Source organism: Acinetobacter sp. AOR18_HL, assembly GCF_027855145.1.
Taxonomy (GTDB): Bacteria; Pseudomonadota; Gammaproteobacteria; order Pseudomonadales; family Moraxellaceae; genus Acinetobacter; species Acinetobacter pittii.
The window spans coordinates 1-23,512 of sequence record NZ_JAKTIG010000064.1 but is presented as its reverse complement, the minus strand read 5'-3'; the positions used below and the strand labels follow the sequence as shown (position 1 = coordinate 23,512).

Genomic DNA, 23,512 nt, shown 5'->3' with positions numbered 1-23,512 from the left:
TGTCTTGCCACAAAATGAATCGTATTTTTGCACCAAGACTGACCACATTCATTGTTTAGCTCGCTGAAATGCCACTTAAACTGGATTTTTTGTTTAGTTTTGGATGGCACTAATCTTGCTTAAAACCTGATAACAAAAAACGCGTCGAATTGGCGCATTTTCTTAGCCTGATTTTCTGAACTTATGCCAAAACTCAAAATAGCCCTTATTGATGATGATCATGCGCGAGCAGACTATATAAGAAAAAGTCTGCTTGAAAATGATTTTGAAGTGGTCGCTTGCCTTACTTTGGACCATTTAAATATTTTTCGTCTCGAGCATTTACAAGCAGATGTGATCTTGCTCGATATGGATCATCCTCATCGTGACATTATTGAAAGTTGTGTGAGTAGCTATGACCTACCGACTGTCCTGTTCACTAAAAATTCAGATAAAGACACCATCAAACAAGCCATCGATGCGGGAGTAACGGCTTATATCGTAGATGGCATAGACCCTGCCCGTTTACATACCATTTTAGAAATCTCGATTGAGCAATATAAAAAGCACAAAAAACTCGAAGGTGATTTAAAAGAGGCTCAAACCAAATTGGCTGACCGTAAAGATGTTGAAAAGGCCAAAGTGTTACTCATGCAACTCCACGGGCTGCCTGAAGATACAGCTTTCCAACTTCTTAGAAAAAATGCCATGAGTCACCGTATAACGATTGGAGAAATGGCACGGCGGTTACTTGATGCCCAAAAATTACTCAACAATCAACTAAAGGATGAATAAATGAGCACATTAGAAAAGACTCAATTACAACTCGGCTATATTCCTTTGCTTGATTGTCTTGCATTGCTTTGGGCAAAACAAAGAGGCTTCTTTGAAGAGGTGGGTTTAGATGTCACTTTAGTTAAAGAAGCATCATGGGCAAGTCTTCGAGACCGTCTTGCTTTTGGGTTATTAGATGCAGCGCACTGCTTATCTGCAATGTTACCTGCAGCGGCTGTCGGCACAGATCAAATTGGCACGCCACTACAAACATCACTCGTTTTAAGTGAAAACCGTGCTTTCATTAGCTTAAGTCAAAAACTTACTCATCAACTTGCAATTCAAAAAAATGATACGGCTCAAGTAACAGCGCAAAAAGTGGCAGATTATCTCGAACAAGGTCACTCCATTTCTTTAGCTCATGTATTTAAGCATTCTATTCATCATTATTGTTTAAGAGAGTGGCTCGCCTTAGCAAACCCTGAACTTGCACAATCTATCCAGCTTAAAACATTACCGCCACCTTATATGGTCGAAGCATTAGACAAACATGTGATTGATGGTTTTTGTGTCGGAGAACCTTGGAATACTCAAGGAGAGCTTTTAGGTTTAAGTAAAATGATTTGCTCAAGTCAAAACATTATTCCACCTGTGGCTGATAAGGTTTTAGCCGTAACTCAAGAATGGGCTGAACAGCATCCACAAACACTGGTTGCACTCACCACGGCAATTATGAAAGCCCAACAAGAATTGAGTGAGTTAGACGATTTTGCTCCAATTTTAAAATTATTAGTCGAGTTTGGAATTGTGCGCTTCCATTGTTCAGAAGAAGTACATGTCGACAAATACTATATGATTCAGGATATTGTCCGTCATTTAGTAAAAGAAAGTGCACTTCCAAAAGTAGAAGACTTTTATTGGCTGCTCGAGCAAATGCAAAAATGGGATGAACTTCAACTCGACCAAGCACAAATCACAAGCTTGGGTGCTCAATGCATTAATCTTGAGGCTTATGAACAAGCTAAACAACACTATCGTTCATAACTTTTCTACTTATTAAATCGCCATAAAAAAAAGCTGTCTTTTGTGACAAAGACAGCTTGAAAGACCCATAAGACAAAATGCGAAACACGCATTCCTATATTTTCTAGGCTCAACTGATCCATTGAAAATATAGCGCTTATGGAAATGATCATATCTATCTAAACGTATCATTTTCAGACATTTTCATATCAATAACTGCCACTTGATCAATTTCAGTTCATTATTCAAAGCATCTTAAGTCAGTCTTTAAATACCTCTCTTCTTTAAGCCTTAAATCTACCCATGCTCACTACAGAATAGTGATGCATCAATTACGCGGGTGAGGTCATAAATTTCATTTTATTTCTTCAAAATAATTTCTCGCATCTGTCTTAATTAAATTAATTTTTTTAGCCATAAAGTAATTTATTGCCTATGTCATTATATTTAAAAAGATTTATTTATTAATCCTTTTGTAAAACTTAAATATTACGATTCAAATAATTAGACAAAAAAAATTAGTGAAAAATCCTCTAAGTCCCTGCCTTTTTGAGTTACAAACCGCAACAATCATGGCACAAATGGTAATAATAATTTAATTAATAATCATTATCATTCACACCACATAAAAACCTGAGAAGATCTACCATGATCCATGAAAATATTCTCGACTGCATAGGTAAAACGCCACTACTACAATTATCAAGGCTATTCACGCATCAATCGATCTCAGTGATTGCGAAAATGGAATTGTTAAACCCAGGAGGAAGTATTAAAGACCGTCCAGCATTATTCATGCTACAGGAAGGCCTGAAATCTGGAGTGATTAATAAAGATAGTCATATTGTTGAAAGCTCATCAGGGAACTTAGCGATTGCGCTTGCAATGGCTTGCAAAATATATGGATTAAAATTTACTGCCGTTATTGACCCGAAAATTGCCTCAGCAAACTTACAAATGTTGAAGCTCTACAAGGCTAATATCGAAATGGTCTCTGAAAAAGACCAAAACGGCGGTTATTTAAAAACCAGAATTGACACTGTAAAACGACTCTGCCAACAGCTTCCAAATGCTGTTTGGATTAATCAGTATGCAAACCCAAATAACTGGAAAAGCCATTATTTTGGAGAAGCAGAAGAAATCCTAAATCAAATTGATCGCAAGATTGATTACCTCGTGATTGGGGCAAGTACCTCTGGCACGATTATGGGCGTATCTCGTCGCCTTAAAGAAAGATTTCCAGAATTAAAAGTGATCGCAGTCGATATCGTCGGCTCTGTGTTGTTTGGTGGCACATCTGGTCCACGCGAAATTCCTGGCATTGGTGCAAGTACTGTCCCACCGCTACTCTCCCCCGATGAAATTGATGATGTCATTTATGTAGATGACTATGAGTCGGCACTCGGTTGCCGAGAACTTCTTGAGCATGAAGGAATCTTTGCTGGCGGTTCAAGTGGCTCATCAATTTCAGCCATCAAAAAACTGATTCCAACCATTCCTGATGGATCGTGCGTCTTAACACTGTTGCCCGATCGTGGCGATCGTTATCTCGATCTTGTTTATGAAGATGAATGGTTCGAAATGATCAAGAAGCGTCACTTCAATCGAAACTTACGACGCCAAGAAAACCTTACTTTACAAAATGTTGTTTAACCTTCTCCTTAGGAAATATTCATGAGCAATTTGGCTACCCTTCGCTACTTAAGTCAATCAGATTTATTAAATCTTGGCGCAAATCATAGTAATTCATTTATTGAAGCAATTACTGAAGGTTTAACCCTGCATGCAAATAAACAGTTTGTTCAACCTTTAAAACCTTATCTTCGCTGGCAAGGTGCAGACCATATTGCCGACCGTATTATCGCAATGCCTTGTTATTTAGGCGGCAACGACCCGATTGCCGGAATCAAATGGATTGGTTCAAGACAACATAACCCTAAAAAATTCAATATTCCGCGTGCCAGCGCACTGATTGTTTTAAATGACTCAGAAACAAATTATCCAGTTGCAGTGATGGAAGGCAGCTTAATTAGTGCCATGCGAACTGCGGCAATTACTGGTGTTTCAATTAAATATCTAGCAAAAAAAGACTTTTCAGACATTACTGTAATTGGCTGCGGACCAATTGCTCAAATGCAGATTAAGACTGTGCTTGAACAATATGCTCAAGTGAAAAAAATCCATTTATTTGATGTAAACCCTGAAGCAGCTGAAAAACTCAAAGCGTTGTTTTTATCAGAATATCCGAATCTAGAAATTGAAATTCATGACAGTGCTAAGTCTGCGATTCAACAAGCCGATGTCCTCATTACCTGCACAGTTTCAGATAAACCTTACATTCCGTTTGAGTGGCTTAAAAAAGGCTGCTTTGTTTCAAATATTTCAATTATGGATATCGAGCCTGAAGTCTTCTTAAAAGTCGACAAAGTGATTGTAGATGACTGGGACCAATCAAACCGAGAAAAGAAAGTCATCAATGTACTGGTTGAAGATGGCTTATTCAGCCGTGAAAAACTACATGCTGAACTTGGCGACATCATTATTGGTCATAAAAACGGCCGCGAACACGAAGATGAAATCATTTTGCTAAACCCAATGGGCATGGCGATTGACGATATTGTCTGCGCTAAATGGTTCTTCAATGCTGCACAAGAACAAAACGTTGGCACGGTTCTACCGCTTTTATAAGAATAGGAATAACTAAAATGTTAGATCGGATTTACACAGCACAACTACAAAAAACGATAGATGCACTCTACATGGAGAATTATGGAGATTTTAAAGATTATATTTCCTATAAAAAGCCTTATATGGCAATTACTCTCAATGATGAGTTGGAACTCTATTTCAGCTGTTTAAAAGTAGATGGTGTAAATCCTTTCTATGTTACCCAACCCGAAGTTTTGCTTCATAACCTTTTGAGCAATAGAACTTCTAAAATTTCTATTTCTGAAGTTTTTAACTATTTAACCAAAGCATCTTGGTGGCCATCTCCACACCACCAAAAAGCGATTGATTATTGGCTAGATAACTTAGTAACGGCTGAAAAAATTCCTCAAATTTTACAGACAGCCCTTTCATTTTCTTCACCTTTGATTACTAGTGAATTGCTATCGCTGGTAGCTGACCGTCCATTTCATCCATTCGCTCACTCAAAAGGTGAACTTACACCACTCACAACTCAAAAAGAAATTGAGGTGTATTGGTGGGCATTTAAGAAGGATGACGTCATCAACAATATGGAGTCGATTCCTCATAAAGAGCTTCTGTTATCAGAAGTTGAGGAAAGTCATATTGCTCACAAAATGGCTCAGCTTTCAGATGATTACTTAGCCCTGCCTTTGTTAGAGACGCAACATCGCTATTTAAAGTTTGAAGAAAATAAGTACGACGGTATTGACCTAAACCATGTCACCACAATTGGTTTACCGACTTCTTCTTTAAGAACGCTTATTCACAACACAAACCCTACTCTGCACTTAAAACTCTCGACCAACGCCAAAACATTAGGTGCAATCCGCTCTATGCCAGGCCGTTATTTAATGAATGGTCATACGGCTTATGATTTTTTAAATGACGTCATTAATGAAACTGCTCTAATAAAAAATCGTCTCTTTTTGAGCAATGAAACCCACTGGTGGGTGCTGGGTAAACAAGAGCCGATTGTAAAAAATTTAGGTGTAATCGGTTGCCAAGTCCGACATTTACCCGACTTTTGCCAAGATAAAAATGTCACGCCAATCACTATGTCAGCTTTAAGCTGTACCTATGTTGACCCATGGGAAACATTAGGCGTTGAAGGTGACAAATGGTCATTACTAAAAGACTTAAGTGTTCATTTTATTCAAACATTCTTAACGCTTTGGGCAAAAGGAATCATGCCTGAATGCCACGGTCAAAACACCATGGTGTGTTATGAAAATAATAAGTTGAAATGCTTTGTTTTGCGTGACCACGATACCTTAAGAATATGTACCACAGCCATTAAAGAAAGTGGTTTTACCCCTCCGATTTATACCATCGATACCAGCACACCGAACAATCTTATCTTTACTAAAAATGAAGACTTATTTAATTACTTCATTACCCTAGGGATTCAAATTAACCTCTACCCGATTGCTTTAGCTACTTTGAAATATACGGATCGTACAGAAAGCGATTTCTGGGAAATGGTTCAAGACATTATTCAAGATTTTGTAGAAACCCAATCTATTTCAGAACAAACAAAATCTCAAATTCAAACTTATCTTTTTGACAATAAGACTTGGCCATTCAAACAGCTACTTACTCCTCTACTTGCGCAAGAAAGCGACTCAACAGGTATGCCAAGTAAAATCGGAAGTACGCCAAACCCTTATCAGAGCTTATCTGTTTCTAGCTATGAGACCATGGATATCTAAATCATGCGCTCATCTCGCCTAGATCATTTCATTATTTTGCTCTGTCAGTTTTTTTCTACTTTCGGGCTCATGGTGCTTATTCCGATCATGCCGCTCTATATGGAAAAACTGACGGCACATATGAGTGCTCCCACTATCTGGGCAGGTTTGGCACTCGCGGCTCCAGCTATTGGCAGCTTATTTACAGCACCAATTGTTGGCCACCTATCAGACACATTCGGCCATAAAAAAGCCTTGTTACTTTCTCTGGCTGGTTTCTGTATTTCAATACTGCTCATGGCGAGCGCCCAGCATTTATACCTGTTTATTTTCGCGCGAATTTTACTGGGTTTTTGCGGTCTTTCTGTGATCTTAAATGCCTATGTTTCATATCTTTCTAATGAACAACAACGTGGTGCCGCTTTTGGGCAACTACAAAGTAGTGTTGCGCTAGCTTGCCTATGTGGTCCCGTGCTCGGCGGGATATTTATGGATCAATGGCGGGTTGAAGTATTACTCAACACGACAGCATTTGTTGTGATGACACTCATTGTGATTGCGTCATTTGTATTAACCAATCCCGTTAAAATCGAAACCACAAAAACCAAAGAGAAATCTAAGCTTCCAGCTTTCTTTGATAGAACGATTTTTTCATGGTTAAGCGCTGGCATTTTGGTTCAAGCGGGCGGCTTTGGTTTGGTGTCTTGCTTCGTTTTATACATTAGTGAAATAAGCCAAAGCACTCACTCATCGTTATCTGCTGCGAGTTTAACGGGAACCATTCATGCGCTTTCATGGGGAGCAGCCTTTATTGCTGCAACCTATTGGGGGAAAAGAAATGATGATAAAGGAGACTCTTTTAATAACTTCATTTACGCATCCTTAATTTGCGGCATCACGATTTTCGCATTGATCTGGGTTTCTAATCTCTGGCTGATTCTTGTATTACGACTCATACAAGGCTTCTGCTTTGCAGCCCTTATTCCTTCGATCTTGCACACAATTTCTCTAAAAGCCGGCGCTCAAAGCCAAGGAAAAGTGATTGGTATTTCTAACAGTGCCTTTGTCTTAGGACAACTTATTGGCCCAATCACGATCACGCTCACCTACTCATTTTTCAATATTACTGCTGCATTAATCTGCACCTCACTATTTTTTATCGGTGCGGGATTAGTGGTGATTTTGAACAGATTCTTAATGGATACAATTTTAGAAGAGGCACAAGAATGAACTCAATTATTACAACCGATGCATGGTCTTATAAACTTTTCGAACAGTATCTGAATACTTTCTTTCGTGAACTCAAAGTAAATCTTGAAAAGCATATTATCCCAGCTCAAGATTCTCCTTTATTCACACTGTATGCAGAGCGCCCAGACACTCTGTATTTTGCTTATACTTTTAATGCATCTAATACGATTGTTTATGGTGCAGTTCAGCATCTATCCACCACTGGTTATCATAGATATCAACGTGGTTTTGTTCTGCAAAATTTAAACGACAATACATTTGACTCGCTCACAGACCCAAAAAAATTAGTGAAGCTGATTACAGATGAACTGAATAGCTTATTTAAAGATAAAAACCAAAATAAGAACCTGTACTCCGATATTGTAAATAGTATCGAAAATACAAAATTCTTTTTAGAAAATAAGCCTTCCCAAACAGCAACTAAAGCGTTAAGCGGTTTTCAGGCTACGGAACAAGGCATGTTATATGGGCACCCTTTTCATGTGACCTCTAAAGCCAATTTAGGTTTCTCTAAAGAAGACATGAAAAAGTATAGCCCTGAGTTAGGCGCAAGTTTCCAACTTCATTACTTTGCAATTCATTCTTCTCTAATCCAAAAGCTTGTAAGTGAGAAACAGCCCTCTCACTGTATTGAAGATGAAGTTTTAGAAACAGCAAAAGAACGTTTGCAAGACAACTTAGCAAATTACGAGCTAATGCCAACCCATCCTTGGCAAGCCAACTTCTTACTTCAACATTCATCTTTAAAGAAATATTTAGATAACCAAGACGTGATCTATCTGGGAGTTTTAGGTCAAACCGTATGGCCGACCTCATCTGTTCGTACAGTGTGGTTACCTCAATCGAATCTATTCTTAAAGCTATCAATTGATGTACGAATTACCAGTTTCATTCGTAATAACCCAATGGATGAAATGGAACGCGCGATTGATGCGAGCAAAATTATTATTAATCACAAGATTAATGAGCAATATCCAGACCTTGTGATTCTGCCGGAGTTAGAGGCAAAAACAGTCAAAATTCCAGAGCTTGAGAGTTCATTTGGTATTCTTTATAGAGCAGGACTCACGCCAGAGGTATTAGAAAATACCAGAATGCTAGGTGGCTTGGTTGAAGAAAATGAAAACCATGAAATCCCGCTTTTAAGCATTATTCAGCAAGCAGCACCCAACCAAAATCTACAATCGAAAGACGCGAAAGAGTTCATTACTTTCTGGTGGAAACAGTACGTTAAAGTTTCACTCATTCCATTAATTGAGTTGTTTGCAAATAAAGGCATTAGTGTAGAAGCGCACATGCAAAATAGTTTAATGGAATTTAAAAACGGCTATCCACATCGCCTTATTCTTCGAGACATGGAAGGCATTAGCATTGTTCCAGAAATGATAGAAGATGACTCATCTATTTCTGAAGATAGTACCGTTTGGTTCTCTCAGAAAGATGCATGGATCTTTTTAAAATATTACCTCGTGATCAATCACATTGCTCATCTCATCAGTGCAATTGCACGAGTTACGGCCATTGAAGAATCTGAGCTTTGGCAAGCTACACGCCTTACGCTCACGCAAGAAAATTTTAGCGCCAAAGGCCAGCAATATCGCGATTTATTAATTAATTCACTCACATTACCAATCAAGGCAAATATGTTAAATACGCTCTACCACAGTGGTGGCAATCCTATCTGGATTGAAGTTGAAAACCCTATTTATAAATATCGCGGCGCAGAAGCGCTTTGCCCTCTTCAACCAACACAACAAACCAATTATAAAACCCTCGCGGAAAATCGCGTGATGAGTCAATTATTAGAAGCACTCATTTTTGAAAATACTTTTAAATACGAGTTTTCTAAAGGTCAGATCAAGTTTTATGTTTCCGATACCGTTTTTTATACTTGCGCGGCCAAACGACATTTTAGTTTTAAACGAATTAAGTTAGATCCTTCAAGCTTAGTCCGTTCTGATATTACTTTAGGCACTGAAACTCGTCCTAGCTTAAAAACGCTACTTGCCGATTTAAAAAATATTATTGAAGCTGACCCAGTTAAATGGCAAAACTTTAATGATGAACTCAATTTAACTTACATTAAGCATGCGCAAACTTTAAGCCAAGCCCCTGCTCAACCTTTAAGAACCTTGCCTTATTTAGAACAAGAAGCACGGATTACCAATGCACATTTATATCACCCGAGTTTTAAGTCTCGTATCGGCTTCGATTTAAAAGAAAACCAGAAATATGCACCCGAGCTTTCTGAAGGTTTTACGGTTCAATGGGTGGCGACTCACAACAGCTTATGCAAACTGGTTTTAAGTGAAACGATTAATCTAGAGCAGCTTTATAAACAGCATTTTTCAGAAAAAGATCTACAAGCCATTAATGATCAATTGAAAGAGCAAAATGTAGATTTTAAAGATTATATCCTCACCCCAATTCACCCGTGGCAGTGGGATAAAATTATTGAATTATATTATCAAGATGCGATTAGCAACCAACTGATCATCCCGTTAGATATTGAAGGTCCGACTTATTTACCGCAGCAGTCGATTCGAACCTTATCAAATATTAGTGATATCTCGGCGCTTTCTCTTAAATTGGCAATGAACTTGGTCAATACTTCTACCTCTCGTGTATTAGCACCGCATACCGTTCAAAATGCGGCAAAAATGAGTGACTGGCTTTATAACATTGTTGAACAAGACCATATTTTAGAAAAACAGCGTAAGCCTGTTATTTTAAGAGAGATTGGCGGTCTTTCGGCTAATCAGCAAATTGCGCTACCTGTTCAATACGGCGCACTCGCCTGCATTTGGCGCGAAAGTATTTACAGCTACTTAAAAGAAGGCGAATCAGCAACGCCTGTAACGGGTCTAATGCAAGTTGATACGGACCAAAAACCACTAATCGATGAGTGGATCCAAGAGTATGGTATTGAGTTCTGGTTAGAAAAATTACTCAGCAATGCTTATTTACCCATCATGCATATTTTGTGGTGTCACGGCCTCGCTTTAGAATCACATGCACAAAACATGGTACTAATTCATAAAAATGGCTTACCCGTTAAAGCGGCTTTGAAAGATTTCCATGATGGAATTCGTTTTAGTCGTCATCTTTTACGTGAGCCGAACCTTTTACCCAACTTACAAGATGCGCCAAAAGAGCACGCCAAGATTAACCCGAACTCGTTCTTGGAAACCCACTCTCCAAATGAGCTCAGAGACTTTACTCAAGATGCGCTTTGGTTTGTAAATCTGGCTGAGTTAGCGATTTTCTTAAATGAACATTATGACTTCGATGAAATCAAATTCTGGACCATGTTAAGAACCATTATTAATCAGCATAAAGAAGCTCACCCAGAGTTTGCCGAGCGATATGAATTGTTTAACTTTACAGATGACACCATTGATATTGAACAGCTCGCAAGCCGCCGTTTCCTTCCGGAAATTCGCTTAAGAGTACAAACCACACCAAACCCGCTCAGCCTTATTAAGGAAATTGAATATGAATAAGCATTCGATTTCTTTTAAGAAACGAATAGCAAATGGCGAGATGCTCTACGGAATCTTTTGTTCCGTAGCTTCTCCAATTAATATCGAGCAAATGGCACTTGCGGGCTACAACTTTATTATTATCGACTTGGAACATACTTTATTTAGTACGTCTCAAGTCGAGACCATGATTTTAGCCGCTAGAGCCATGAGTCTTGATGTCTTTGTCAGGGTGCCGTTAAACGCCAACCATTTAGTTCTACCTCTGCTCGATGCAGGGGTAACGGGTATTGTGTTTCCACATATTGAAAATGCTCAGCAAGCACAAGAAGCCGTGAACTATTGTCACTATATGCCTCTTGGGCAAAGAGGTCTCAACTCGACAAGGTTAAATCGATATGGCATAGATGATTTAGCTAGTTTTGTTCAACACGCAGCAAACGAAACGGTTGTCGTTGCCATGATTGAAAGCTTAGAAGGACTAGAACAACTAGATGAAATATTAAAAGTTGAAGGTATTGATATTATTCTAGAAGGTGCTGCCGACCTTTCCCAATCAATGGGAATGCCATGGCAATCTAGCCATCCAAAAGTGAAAGAAAAAGTTCAAGAGATGTATATAAAGACTAAAAATAGTCAAAAGCATTTCTGTGCTATTCCACGCCAACCTGAAGATATTGCAGCGTGGAAACAACAATCCGTTCAGCTTTTTGTACTCGGTGATGACCGCAGCATTATTCGCCGTGCCCATCAAAATCATTTGAATTCTTATAAAGAAATCTCATAAATTTTCAGTTGTGTAGAGCGATGGGTGCACCTTCCTCTACACAACAATTAATAAAAATAAATTTTATTATTTTTTGTCCAACAACGATATTGTGAATTACAATCATTCTCACTTATAATTCGACAAATTTAAAATCACTCTCAGGGCGAGACAATGGGAAATAAGATAAAAAGGCACAAACTTTTTACGAGGAAGTCTGAAGTAAAAAATATCATTCCACTCCTTTCACTTGGTGGGGCCATCTTTCTCTCAAACTCGGCCTTTGCAGCCTCAACCTCTGAGACAACAGATGTTGAAAAAAAGCCTGAGGCACTTCCTACAATTACAATTACCGCTTCACGCGCAGATGAACTTTCTACTTCGGCCAAGCAAGTGACCAAGCTAGATGAAAAACAAATTGAACTTTTAAGAAATGGTTCATCTGGTAGTATTGCAACCGTTTTAGCAAAAGCCGTACCGGGCCTATCAGACTCAAGCCGAACCATTACCGATTATGGTCAAACTTTACGTGGTCGTAATGCTCTCATCTTGGTCGATGGCGTTCCAATGAACCTGACACGCGACACATCAAGAGGACTTTCAGCAATTGATCCTGAAAGTATTGCGAACATTGAAGTAATTCGCGGCAGTAACGCAATTTATGGTGGTGGCGCTGCAGGTGGTATTATTTCAATTACCACGAAAACGGCTGGTGGCGAACCTACAGCTAAAACCGTAGTTGGGCTACAAACACCTTTAACAAACTTCCGTTCTAATGCTTTAAGTGGCGATATTCATCAATATTTCACAGGCAGCTTTAACGCTTTTGACTATGCACTCGACTTTGGTTATCAGCGTATTGGTAGCCCGTACGATGCAAGTGGTGACCGTGTTGCACCAGAACCAAGTCAGGGCGATTTATATGATTCTGATGGCTATAGTATCGGTGGTAAACTTGGTTATCATATTGATGACAACCAATACCTACAATTCGCTGCAAACTATTATAATGCCGAGCAAGACTCAGATTATGCATCTGACCCAAGTGTGAAAAATGCTCCTGCTGGAACTGTACCAGCGAAAGCAATTAAAGGCTTAAAACTCAAAGACCAAAATAAAAACGAAAACCAGATCTACAATTTAACTTATAACCATAAAGACTTTTTTGGTAATAAGGTTGATGCACAAATTTATTATCGCGACTTCTTTACACGTTTTTCACCATTTGATGCACGAAAAAATGCAAATCGTGGAGGACAAGTAGATCAGATCTATCAAGAAAATAATGTACTCGGTAGCCGCTTAACTGTTACCACACCACTTGAGTTTTTAGGTGACACCTCATTGGTTTGGGGCGGTGACTTTAGCCGCGAAAAAAGCGAAATGCCTTTAGATATTTTCGATCAAAAAATTTATGATCAATCTGGTGGCTTAGAGTTTGTAAAAATTGGCAAACTTATTTATTTACCTGAACTCACCACGCAAAGTGTGGGTGGCTTTGTACAGTTAAAACACCGTTTTAATGACCAATGGTCAGCAGAAGCAGGTACGCGTTATGAAGATAGCTATGCCCAAATTGATAGCTTTGTTCCATTATCACAATTAGGTAAGCCTAACCCTTATACCGTTGAGGGCGGAAAAGTGAAAGCTGATGCATGGTTGTACAATGCTAATGTGACTTTCTCTCCAAATGACCAACACTCGATTTATGCATCTTTTAACCAAGGTTTCCAATTACCTGATGTTGGTTTGATTATTCGTAATGCTGGTGAAGGTTTTAACCTTGGTTCATCATTCTTAGAACCCGTAAAAGTAGATAACTACGAGTTGGGCTGGAAAGGAAACTTCAATAACTTCTCTTCAAGTTTAGCGGTCTTCCACTCTACTTCCGACCTAGGTGCGGTGCAATCTTTCAACAATGGTTTAGTACTCGCTAGAACCAAAGAAAAAGTCACTGGTGTTGAAGCAACATTTGATTATCTTGACGATGCCAATGTTTGGGGAACTGGTGGTAGTGTTACGTGGATGAAAGGTCGTGAAAAGCCGCAAAACGGTGCTGAACAAGATATGACAGGCTTCCGTATTCCACCATTAAAACTAACAGGTTATATTTCTTATAGCCCAACGGAAACATGGACGAACCGCCTGCAAGCCACTTACTTCGGTTCAGAAGATTACCGCTTAAATGGCAAAAATAGTTTTGGTCGCTATGATGTAAAATCTTATACAACAGCAGATTTAATCAGTAGCTTTGCCCTTAACAAAAAAGACACTGTGACGATTGGTTTAGAGAATATGTTTAACCGCAAGTATTATCCTCTATATAGCCAATTATTACGAACTAGCGATAACACTAGCCATTTAGTGGCAAATGGTGCAACGCTGAAAGTTTCTTATAGCCATAAATGGTAATCAAAAACTGACATTGAATGTGTCACAAAAAGGAGATCCATGTGATCTCCTTTTTCTTATTAAAAATATTAAATCCTTATCTATTTTTTCCATGGTTAACCTAAGTTAAACCCACAGAACCACTCTAGTATTCTGCTAAAAATTTTGTTAACTTGATTTTGTTACGTATTCAAGATACAAATTTTTCATCCAGCACTTTCCCTCACTGTGTTTATGAAAACAATATCAATATGTAGTTTTACCAATATTTTTAATGGGGCAAATCATAATGGAAATCTCACATCGCGAAATTTACGCCCTCGTAGACATTAATAATTGTTATGTGAGTTGTGAGCGACTATTTAATCCCAAACTTATTGGCCTACCAGTCGTAGTACTTTCCAACAACGACGGATGTGTTGTATCACGTAGTGAAGAAGCAAAAAATATGGGTATCAAAATGGGTATCCCATGGTATCAAATCGAACAAGAAGCTCTTCAAGAAGGTGTACACGTCTATTCAAGCAACTACACTTTATATGCTGAAATGTCACGTCGCTTTTTTTCAGTTCTTGGTGAGTTTTTCTCGCCCGATGATTTAGAAGCTTATTCTATAGATGAATGTTTTATTCGTCTTACCCCTTACCTTCAATCTTTAGATATCCATTCTTATTGTGTCAAAGTCGTAGAAACCTTAGAAGAATGGTTAAGCTTACCTTGTTGTATCGGCATCGGATATTCAAAAACTCAAGCAAAATTAGCCAATCACTATGCTAAAAAAATTGGAAGCTTTAATAGAATTTGTAATTTCACTACTTTAGATCCTTTGCTTCTTGAAGACCTGATGCAACATACTTCAGTCAAAGAAGTGTGGGGAATTGGCTATCAATTAGTCAAACAATTACGTAGCTATGAGATTTATTCATGCTTAGACTTAACTTTTGCCAATGAGCATCATCTAGCAAAAGCTTTTTCTGTGGTTATGGCACGTACCATTCGTGAGCTAAAAGGCCAATCTTGTATTCAACTCGACGATCCTGCCATTGTCACCAAACGAATTTTAGCATCACGCAGTTTTGCTCAAGCTTTGTCCAGTATTGAGATTATTAAACAAGCACTTATTTTTCATCTTAACCGAGCCCATCGCCGTTTAATGAAACAAGAACAGTTGTGTGCCTGTGTTCAAGTCTTACTTTATGAAAAAACAGATAAACCACCTTATAAAAAAGCATCTTCTCAAGCGATAGGGTTAAATTATGCAACAGATGATTTATGCATATTAACAAAAGCAGCCATGCAGCAAATAGATGTTTTATATAAAGAAAATAAAAAATATATAAAGATTGGAGTTTTATTTTGTGGTTTGCATCCTCGTCAACATCATATTGATGATTTATGGCAACCTCTTGAGTTGATTCAGCAAAGACAACAATTAATGCAAACACTCAGCACAGTTCGTAACCGATTCGGTAGTCACTATTTACAAGTCGGTTATCATTCCCGTAATCCATCTTGGCACATGAAACAATGCCACCGTTCAAAAAATTATCTAACTCGATGGAATGAGCTATTAGTGATTGGAGAGAACTCTATAGCCGTTACACAAAATACATGAACTGTTTTTGTCAATTCAGTTTAAAATAAGCTCCATTAAATTACTTGAAATTTTGTCATTTTTTAACATTGCTAAATCATCGCAAAATTTACAATATATAAGCCGAATTTGGTATACCCTTTCTGCGACGATGAAAACAAATTATAAAAAAATTGTAGAAACATATGCCATAATAAGCAAACTTTGCAGACATCTTGCAAAGAATATTTGCAACTTTAGAGCTGGAGCAATCTGAATGAGTTCGACCATTTTGGTGATTCATGGACCGAATTTGAATTTGCTGGGAAAACGCGAACCAGAAGTATATGGTCATCTTACCTTAGATGATATTAACCAACAACTTATTAGCCAAGCTCAACAAGCTTCACTCACATTAGATACTTTTCAAAGCAACTGGGAAGGTGCCATTGTTGATCGTATTCATCAGGCTCAAACTGAAGGCGTAGAACTTATTATTATCAACCCTGCAGCCCTCACCCATACATCTGTTGCTCTACGCGATGCCCTACTTGGCGTTGCCATTCCATTTATTGAAGTACATTTGTCGAATGTCCATGCAAGAGAGGCATTCAGGCATCATTCTTATTTATCTGATAAAGCAATTGGCGTGATTTGTGGTTTAGGTGCAAAAGGCTATCGTTTTGCACTCGATTACGCTATTGAAAAAATTCAACCATCTAACCCAAACTAGTTTAGGAATAGTCGCCCATGGATATCCGCAAAATTAAGAAACTCATCGATTTAATGATTGAGTCTGACTTGCAAGCGATCGAAGTTAAAGAAGGTGATCAATCAATCGCTTTAACTCGTCGCAATCCTGTCGTTGCTGCAGCTGGTGTAGCACTTCCGGCTGCTCCTGTTGCAGAAGCACCAGTTGCAAAAACACCGCGTGGAGCAGTTGAAACTTCTCCAATGGTTGGCGTGTTCTACGCTGCTCCAAGCCCAGGTGAAGCACCATTTGTTAAAGTAGGTCAAACAGTATCTGCTGGTGAAACTTTGGGTATTATTGAAGCAATGAAAATCATGAACCCAATTGAAGCAACTCAAAGTGGCGTGATCGAAGAAATTTTAGTAAAAAATGGTGAAGTTATCCAATTCGGTCAACCTTTATTCCGTTATCGCGCGTAATTACCCCGGGGACGTCTATGTTGCAAAAAGTTTTAATTGCAAACCGTGGTGAAATCGCTTTACGTATTACCCGGGCTTGTAAAACATTAGGAATCAAGACTGTTGGTATCTATTCAGATGCCGACAAGGATTTGATGCATTTACGTTTTGTTGATGAAGCAGTATGTATTGGTCCGGGCGCAAGTAGTGATAGCTATTTAAATATCCCGGCAATTATTACTGCTGCAGAAATTACCGGTGCTGATGCTATTCACCCGGGTTATGGTTTCCTTTCAGAAAATGCTGAGTTTGCTGAAATTGTAGAAAGCTCAGGCTTTACTTTTATTGGCCCACGTCCAGAACATATCCGCCTTATGGGGAATAAAGTTTCTGCGATTGTTGCCATGAAAAAAGCTGGCGTACCTACTGTACCAGGTTGCGACCATGCAGTAACCATCCACAATGCCTTGGCAGAAGCGAAAGAAATCGGCTTCCCGCTTATTGTTAAAGCGGCTTCTGGTGGTGGTGGTCGTGGTATGCGTATTGTTGAGCGTGTAGATACACTACTTGAATCAGTTCAAGCAGCGCAGCGCGATGCAGAAATGTGGTTCGGTGATGATACCGTTTACATGGAACGCTTCTTACAAAAACCTCGCCATGTCGAAGTTCAAGTTCTTGGTGATGGTAATGGTCATGCAATTCATTTATATGACCGTGACTGTTCATTACAACGTCGCCATCAAAAAGTACTAGAAGAAGCACCTGCACCAAACCTACCAGAGCAAGCTCGAGCTGATATTTTAGAAGCTTGTGTTCATGCATGTCAGTTGATGCAGTATCGTGGTGCTGGTACGTTTGAATTCTTATTTGAAGACGGTGAATTCTTCTTCATTGAAATGAATACTCGTGTTCAGGTTGAGCACCCTGTAACTGAAATGGTTACCGGTGTCGATATTATTGAACAACAGTTACGCATTGCTGGTGGCCTAGGACTAGAGCTTCAACAAGAAGATATCAAAGTTCAAGGACATGCAATTGAATGCCGTATCAATGCAGAAGATCCAACAACATTCTTACCTTCACCAGGTAAAATTGAAAGTTTCTATGCGCCAGGCGGCGCTGGTATTCGTTTAGATTCTCATATCTACCCAGAATACAGCATTCCACCTTACTATGACTCTATGATTGCTAAATTGATTTCTCATGGTAAAGACCGTGAAACTTCAATTGCTCGTATGCGTCAAGCGCTAGATGAAATGATCCTTACAGGAATTAAAACAAATATTCCTTTACATAAAGATCTTATTTTGCAAGATAAGAGCTTCTGCTCTCAAGCAATGGATATCCATTACCTTGAAAAACACTTGTTAAAGCAAGTGGAAGAAAAGAAAGCTGAAACTGCATAATAAAAAAAGCCTCTTATTTTTAAGAGGCTTTTTTTTATATCAACCATTTTATGGTAATACCCGACGTAAAGTCGCAAAGCACTGCTCACCCTTAGCCGTTGAACAGAAATTGATTGTATGGTCGTTTTTCCATTGTACAAAATATTGTGAGACATCACCTGTTTGGTCTTGTTTCTGACCAGAACAATCTACTTTATTATTGTCAAATTTAATTTGCATTACTAAAGCGGCTAGCTGCTCTTTAGGGTCATCAGATGGTTGATATTCATAAATACCATAAGACCATTCCTGACCGCTTTTGATCACTACATCATTACTACTACGAAAGTTATAATATTCCACACATTTCTTATTATTTGGAATTTCCATTCCCCACAATCCCATAATTTCAGGGCGCGTAACAATACGTATAGCATTAGGATTACTTGCAGTCCGAACGGGTTGTTCAGCTGGCTGTTGAGTAGCCGTTTCTGCCACAGCTAAACCAGAACAAGCCCACAATAATCCAATAATATAAATATTTTTCATAGATTTATTAATCATTAAACGCATGAAGTTAAGTTAGCATATTTTTTGACAAAATCACTGCTCCATAACCATATAAAAACAATATTTTTCAACTGTAACGTGTCACAACAAGTCATCAAACAATTTTATATTTACTTGCTTTTTTCAATATAAATTCTTTGTTTTGCATGATCTCAAGCTTAGGTAGTTGAAGAATCGACTTGTTTCGGAAGCCACTTTACAAAGCACAAACCTAAGAGCACAACCACGCTGGCACACATAAAGATGAGTTCACCAGAAAGAATTTTCCAGAAATGCCCAGCCAGAACACTACCGAAAGCTACACCTAACCCCCACATGGTACTATAAAGTGCTTGTCCACGCCCTTGCTGTCCAGCAGAAAAGTTTTGAAAAATAACTCTCATTGCGATCAAGTGAAATAAACCAAAACTAAAGGCATGTAAGCACTGCGCAAAAAGTTGACCAATAAAATAATGTGAAAATACTGCAACTAGCATCCAACGTATGCTCGTCACTAGCAGACACACTATCACTAAACTGCGCCACGAAAAACGTTGAAAAATCTTTGAGGCAATTGAAAACATAAAAATTTCAGCAAAAACGCCCATGGCCCATAAAAATCCAATTTCAGTCGTACTGAAATTCAAAGATTTCAGAAAATTACTATAAAAACTATAAAAAGGCGCATGTGAAAAAAGTAGAATAAATTCAATTGCAAAAAATGCAGCCACTGTTGGGCGCTTAAGAACAGGAAGTAAAGGTTCTAAATGTTTTTGGGAAGTAGGCGCGCTATCAGGTTCTCGGATTGTAAAAGACCAAATAAACGCTAGCGACGCGATAATTAATAGTAAAATTGGGAGCATTGAAATATGCACTATTTCTAAAATAGCCCCAATAGTGAATACCCCAACAATAAACCCAACCGATCCCCACTTACGAATTTTGCCGTAAAGTTTAGCTTTTTGATCATCCAACCAAAATAAAGTCACTCCCTCAAATTGAGCTAAAATCGCATTTTGAAAGAAACTAAAAATAAGCATAAGCAAAGCAACTGATTGAAAAGTATTTGGCACTATAAAAATAGCCAACCATATACATGACTCCATCCAAGTTGCTATCCGAACAAGCAACATCCGCTTACCAGATTTATCAGCAATCCAACCCCAAACTAAAGGCGCAAAAAAGCGAGTTACAATCGCAATTGATGATAAAACACCAATTTCTTGATAATTAAACCCCTGATCTTGAAGATATAAATTCCAATAAGGCATGAATGTGCCCACGATGGAATAGTAAAAGAAGTAGAATCCACCAAGTCGAGTTTGGATAGTAAGTGGTTGAAACAATTTATAAACCTTTGTATTTTCATGAGGTTAAAATTCGGGATAGCTGTCACGCTTGTAGCCATTTGTCTTTAGTACTACTAAGCATCCACAAATTTCAATTCGTAGATTCACCGAATAAAATACAATTAAACATATCAGAGCATCTCAGCCTTTCAATTTTAATACTTTGTTTTCCATTACAAATCATTAAATTATTGAGAATCGACTTATCTCTATAAGTATTTTTTATTGATAAGAAAGAATAAATAAAGAAAAGAGAACTGTAATTTAATTTGTACAATCTGTTAACTTGTGTAAAAATACATTTAATATTCATAAGGTATATATTTATCAGATGTTTTTTCTTATTTTTTTAATTTGTCTTTTTCTGTTTTTACTCATCCTGAAACAACATTACCGCTAACCACTTATCACCCTTACCTTTTGCTTAAAAAAAATCTATCTGCCTCTTTTAAATTAGAGCAATTAAACACCAAATTTATAGACCACTTTTTAAATGCTAAGTGTTCAACTCAAATTCTAAAAAATATACTCAACATAAAATTCCAATAAATTCTTAATAAGTTACTGTAACAACTATCGCATCTGAGTAATTACCCGGAGCTGTTGAAATAGTGGTACCTTGCGGAATTTTTCCATAGACATTTGTACCCTGAGAATTGCCCGAACCTGTTTTAGAAACACCCCCAGAACCTCCAACTACGCTTACACCACCAGTAGTATCCCATACCGCACTATAATTCGAGTTCTGATATAACTGATATGGGATATATTGACCACTACCATTTGTCATCTGCCTAAAGCCACCAGCAATACGGTTATTTCCATCCCCCAAATAAATACTATATGGCAGTCCATTATTACAGGTCGTATTTACCACTCCTTGAGCTGTATAATCACGAGTAGTCTTACCAATATCATTAATATTTCCAAAATCGACATTTGATGTTGAATCTATTTGACACAAACTTGGCACAACATAATTAGCAGTTATAGTGGTATTACCCGAGTCCCAACCTCCACCACTATCCCCCTCACACACAGTGCTAGAGCTTGCTTGCATGTCCCAAAATAGCTGAACCGTACCAGTATAGGTTCCTTTAGGGTATGCCATGAGCGACCCTGTACGGGCTGGTACTTTTATATTTACAGAGTAACTAATAACATTATTTGTAGCGACTGTTCTTACTGGACCATACCAGACATTCGAATTTTGATTGGTGGTAGAAGACCCAGCCCCACCTACAGTGGCAGTTACCGTATAGGGTAATGAAACACTGTTAATTGCATTTGTGGTTCCCGTAAATACGGTTTTCATACACATATAACCTGAAATTTCTGGTGTTGTACGCCCCCCATAACAACGTATTGTTCCAGTGTATGTCAGAACTGCATCATTGTTAATTGTTGCGGCAGTATATGTGTATGTACCAGAAGTTGTCCCTGTAACTATGCAACTTGCATGGGCAGAGTTAAAAAATGTAAAGATTAGGCATAACAGACTCATTCCCAAAAAATATTTCAGGATAAATGAAAGACCTTTAAAAGTTGTCGGCTGGTTAAAGCTAGCAATATTTATCGACATACATAAGGTCCCAATTTTTTAGCACTGTATTGCTTATTTTCATACGCAAAATCAACTTGGCATGAACCATGATCTAGAAGATCGATTTCAAGTTTGTTTTGCTTTAATAGGTTTGGAATAAATACTTCACCGTCATAACCAACCACTCCATCTTGCTGACCATTAATTCGAACGGTATAACCTGGCATTAATGGTGAGTTGTTTTGATCAACCAGTTTCACTAATCCAGAAATGACCTGATGAGCACCAAAGTCAACCAAAGTTCCTTGACGGTAACCTACAAACACTGTCTGATTCGTAGAGTTAACTTCCCACTCTAAAGGTAAATATGATGGGTCTAGATAGATATGATGAGACATGTAGGGCCTTAAATTTGCAATTAAGAATCGGCCAGACTTATCGGTCGCACCTAAATTAACCCCACCATTTAAAATTTGGCTTTGTGGCCCGGCATTAGTTACAACCGCATAGCCCTCTCCAATTTCATTGGCCGCAAAGATACGTCCCGCCGCCGCAACCAATGATCCTGTCGCCGAAAGTGCAACCTGATCGTTGTCGCCAAATCGGTTATAACGTCCCGTCAGGTAAGCTGCTCGTGCTCGGTAAGATGCATAGACCGATGCATTGTTTTCTTTTGCATCCTGATCTCGCTCAACATAGCCACCCCAGCCAAATGAACCAATTTGGGGTTCTGACAAACCGAATATTTCTTGGCGGTACCGTAGGCTACCGCTGTCACTAGATACACTCGTGATCGCATTCACTCTACTGGACGGGGTATATCGCAGCGCAAAATAAATGCCATAGTCCTTATGGTTTTCATAATCTTTATAAGCTGACGCATAAAAGCCCCAGTTCTTGTCCAGACTTCCACTTAAATTGCTAGACAGTAACTTGTAAGAGTTGTCACTATATTTAATCTGGTTATAACCCAGATAAACCCCATAGCCTGCATAAAAGTTATAGTTAATCCCTGCCCTGAAAATCTCATCTGCCAATGCGCTGTAGTTCAGGTAGTTCTGTGACTCGGCATTGATCTGGTTATCTTTTAAATATCTCACTTGAGATACACGGGCAAGGTCAAAATAGTTATCAAATACTTTGCGGTAACTGGTGTTAAATGAAATATTTTTACTGATGCGTCCTTCTAAACCCAGCAAGGCAGAATAGCCGTTTTCATCTTTATATTGGCTCGCTGCAATGTCAGCATTGATCACGCCAATACCCAAAACATTCTTGGCAAATCCTGTGCCGAGATTCGACAGACCATCTGTTGAAGCCTCTGCACCGCCACTTAAGGTCAGTGAATTGTTGTAGCCATATCGGATCGCACCTGAGGCAAAAGTGACATCATCATAATCATTTGAATAAAGCCCATAGTTGTAGCGTGGCATACCCACATCTACTGAAAACTCATTTATGCCTTTTGCCAGAATCTTCGATGAAAAATAGTACGGCTTTTTGGTAATGCTCTGCTGTCCCGTTGCATCGGTAGTCACCAGTGTGACTTCATTTCCCGAAATAAACGGGAGCTGTTTAATATCAAATGGACCTGATGGCACTAACCCCGAATAAATCTTTTGCTGATTGACATATAAATCTAGCGTTGAAGGCAGTGCTGCCGAGCCTGAGAATTGCGGGAGTGCCGAAGTGACAATATCACCGCGTTGACTATAAGCACTCGACCACTGAAAACCGGCAAGACGGACACTACTGCCCCAGTCTGGGCTATTAGAAATAAAATCCCCTAGGGTATATATCCTGATCTTTTCAGGGTCGACATATTGCCACTTACTTTCCAGTCGTACCCACTTTTCATGGCTATAACTATTTTCATTACTACCGTTATATAAAACGCCTGAAGAAAAGTTACCGATTGC

General features: G+C 38.6%; 18 protein-coding genes. 13 read left to right on the top strand and 5 right to left on the bottom strand.

Annotated features, from left to right (window positions below; translation table 11 throughout):
• Positions 1-183: 183 nt before the first annotated feature.
• Together MKL51_RS16225 and MKL51_RS16220 are read left to right on the top strand one after the other, a co-directional pair.
• Entirely contained in the window at positions 184-774 is a 591-nt protein-coding gene (locus MKL51_RS16225; protein WP_002115726.1) for an ANTAR domain-containing response regulator, read from the top strand.
• Positions 775-1,797, top strand: coding sequence for an ABC transporter substrate-binding protein (locus MKL51_RS16220; RefSeq protein WP_017480940.1), 1,023 nt, complete (start codon positions 775-777; stop codon positions 1,795-1,797).
• A gap of 5 nt (positions 1,798-1,802) precedes the next feature.
• Here MKL51_RS16220 and MKL51_RS16215 read toward each other — a convergent pair whose 3' ends face one another.
• Positions 1,803-1,919 carry a hypothetical protein gene (locus MKL51_RS16215; RefSeq protein WP_080612837.1) on the bottom strand — a complete coding sequence of 39 codons (117 nt, stop codon included), beginning with the start codon at positions 1,917-1,919 and terminating at the stop codon, positions 1,803-1,805.
• 505 nt (positions 1,920-2,424) lie between these two features.
• Between MKL51_RS16215 and sbnA the strand changes: the two genes are divergently transcribed.
• From sbnA to accC, 11 genes are all read left to right on the top strand, one after another.
• The gene (sbnA, locus tag MKL51_RS16210) at positions 2,425-3,429 is read left to right on the top strand and encodes a 2,3-diaminopropionate biosynthesis protein SbnA (protein ID WP_005068826.1); all 1,005 of its coding nucleotides are present in this window, start codon (positions 2,425-2,427) and stop codon (positions 3,427-3,429) included.
• Between the two features lie 21 nt (positions 3,430-3,450).
• A complete protein-coding gene (sbnB, locus tag MKL51_RS16205; RefSeq protein WP_002115662.1) occupies positions 3,451-4,464 on the top strand; it encodes a 2,3-diaminopropionate biosynthesis protein SbnB in 1,014 nt (337 codons plus the stop codon).
• Positions 4,465-4,535: 71 nt separating this feature from the next.
• Complete coding sequence (locus tag MKL51_RS16200) at positions 4,536-6,176, top strand: IucA/IucC family protein (RefSeq protein ID WP_080612881.1); 1,641 nt, start codon at positions 4,536-4,538, stop codon at positions 6,174-6,176.
• A 3-nt stretch (positions 6,177-6,179) separates the two neighbouring features.
• Positions 6,180-7,385 (top strand): MFS transporter, encoded by a 1,206-nt coding sequence (locus tag MKL51_RS16195; RefSeq protein WP_017398928.1) that lies wholly within the window; start codon positions 6,180-6,182, stop codon positions 7,383-7,385.
• A complete protein-coding gene (locus MKL51_RS16190; protein ID WP_032006865.1) occupies positions 7,382-10,909 on the top strand; it encodes an IucA/IucC family protein in 3,528 nt (1,175 codons plus the stop codon). Before MKL51_RS16195 ends, MKL51_RS16190 begins: the two co-directional genes overlap by 4 nt.
• Positions 10,902-11,675 carry an HpcH/HpaI aldolase family protein gene (locus tag MKL51_RS16185; protein ID WP_017480937.1) on the top strand — a complete coding sequence of 258 codons (774 nt, stop codon included), beginning with the start codon at positions 10,902-10,904 and terminating at the stop codon, positions 11,673-11,675. The genes MKL51_RS16190 and MKL51_RS16185 overlap by 8 nt, the downstream gene beginning before the upstream one ends.
• Before the next feature lie 153 nt (positions 11,676-11,828).
• A complete protein-coding gene (locus MKL51_RS16180; RefSeq protein ID WP_032006864.1) occupies positions 11,829-14,066 on the top strand; it encodes a TonB-dependent receptor in 2,238 nt (745 codons plus the stop codon).
• Positions 14,067-14,334: 268 nt separating this feature from the next.
• Positions 14,335-15,660: a Y-family DNA polymerase gene (locus MKL51_RS16175; RefSeq protein WP_017480935.1), complete on the top strand. Its 1,326-nt coding sequence runs from the start codon at positions 14,335-14,337 to the stop codon at positions 15,658-15,660.
• Between the two features lie 235 nt (positions 15,661-15,895).
• The gene (gene aroQ, locus MKL51_RS16170; protein ID WP_017480934.1) at positions 15,896-16,351 is read left to right on the top strand and encodes a type II 3-dehydroquinate dehydratase; all 456 of its coding nucleotides are present in this window, start codon (positions 15,896-15,898) and stop codon (positions 16,349-16,351) included.
• A gap of 17 nt (positions 16,352-16,368) precedes the next feature.
• On the top strand, positions 16,369-16,788 hold the full coding sequence (gene accB, locus MKL51_RS16165) for an acetyl-CoA carboxylase biotin carboxyl carrier protein (protein ID WP_000354611.1): 420 nt from the start codon (positions 16,369-16,371) through the stop codon (positions 16,786-16,788).
• A 17-nt stretch (positions 16,789-16,805) separates the two neighbouring features.
• A complete protein-coding gene (gene accC, locus MKL51_RS16160; protein ID WP_002115704.1) occupies positions 16,806-18,173 on the top strand; it encodes an acetyl-CoA carboxylase biotin carboxylase subunit in 1,368 nt (455 codons plus the stop codon).
• A 48-nt stretch (positions 18,174-18,221) separates the two neighbouring features.
• Here accC and MKL51_RS16155 read toward each other — a convergent pair whose 3' ends face one another.
• The 4 genes from MKL51_RS16155 to MKL51_RS16140 all read right to left on the bottom strand — a co-directional run.
• Positions 18,222-18,725 carry a hypothetical protein gene (locus tag MKL51_RS16155; RefSeq protein ID WP_002115710.1) on the bottom strand — a complete coding sequence of 168 codons (504 nt, stop codon included), beginning with the start codon at positions 18,723-18,725 and terminating at the stop codon, positions 18,222-18,224.
• A gap of 155 nt (positions 18,726-18,880) precedes the next feature.
• Positions 18,881-20,047, bottom strand: a complete 1,167-nt coding sequence (locus MKL51_RS16150) for an MFS transporter (RefSeq protein ID WP_205625442.1) — start codon at positions 20,045-20,047, stop codon at positions 18,881-18,883.
• A gap of 556 nt (positions 20,048-20,603) precedes the next feature.
• Positions 20,604-21,632 carry a Csu type fimbrial protein gene (locus tag MKL51_RS16145; RefSeq protein WP_017480932.1) on the bottom strand — a complete coding sequence of 343 codons (1,029 nt, stop codon included), beginning with the start codon at positions 21,630-21,632 and terminating at the stop codon, positions 20,604-20,606.
• Positions 21,623-23,512: fimbria/pilus outer membrane usher protein (locus tag MKL51_RS16140; protein WP_270904355.1), on the bottom strand; the 1,890-nt coding region annotated here is incomplete at its 5' end. The genes MKL51_RS16140 and MKL51_RS16145, both read right to left, overlap by 10 nt.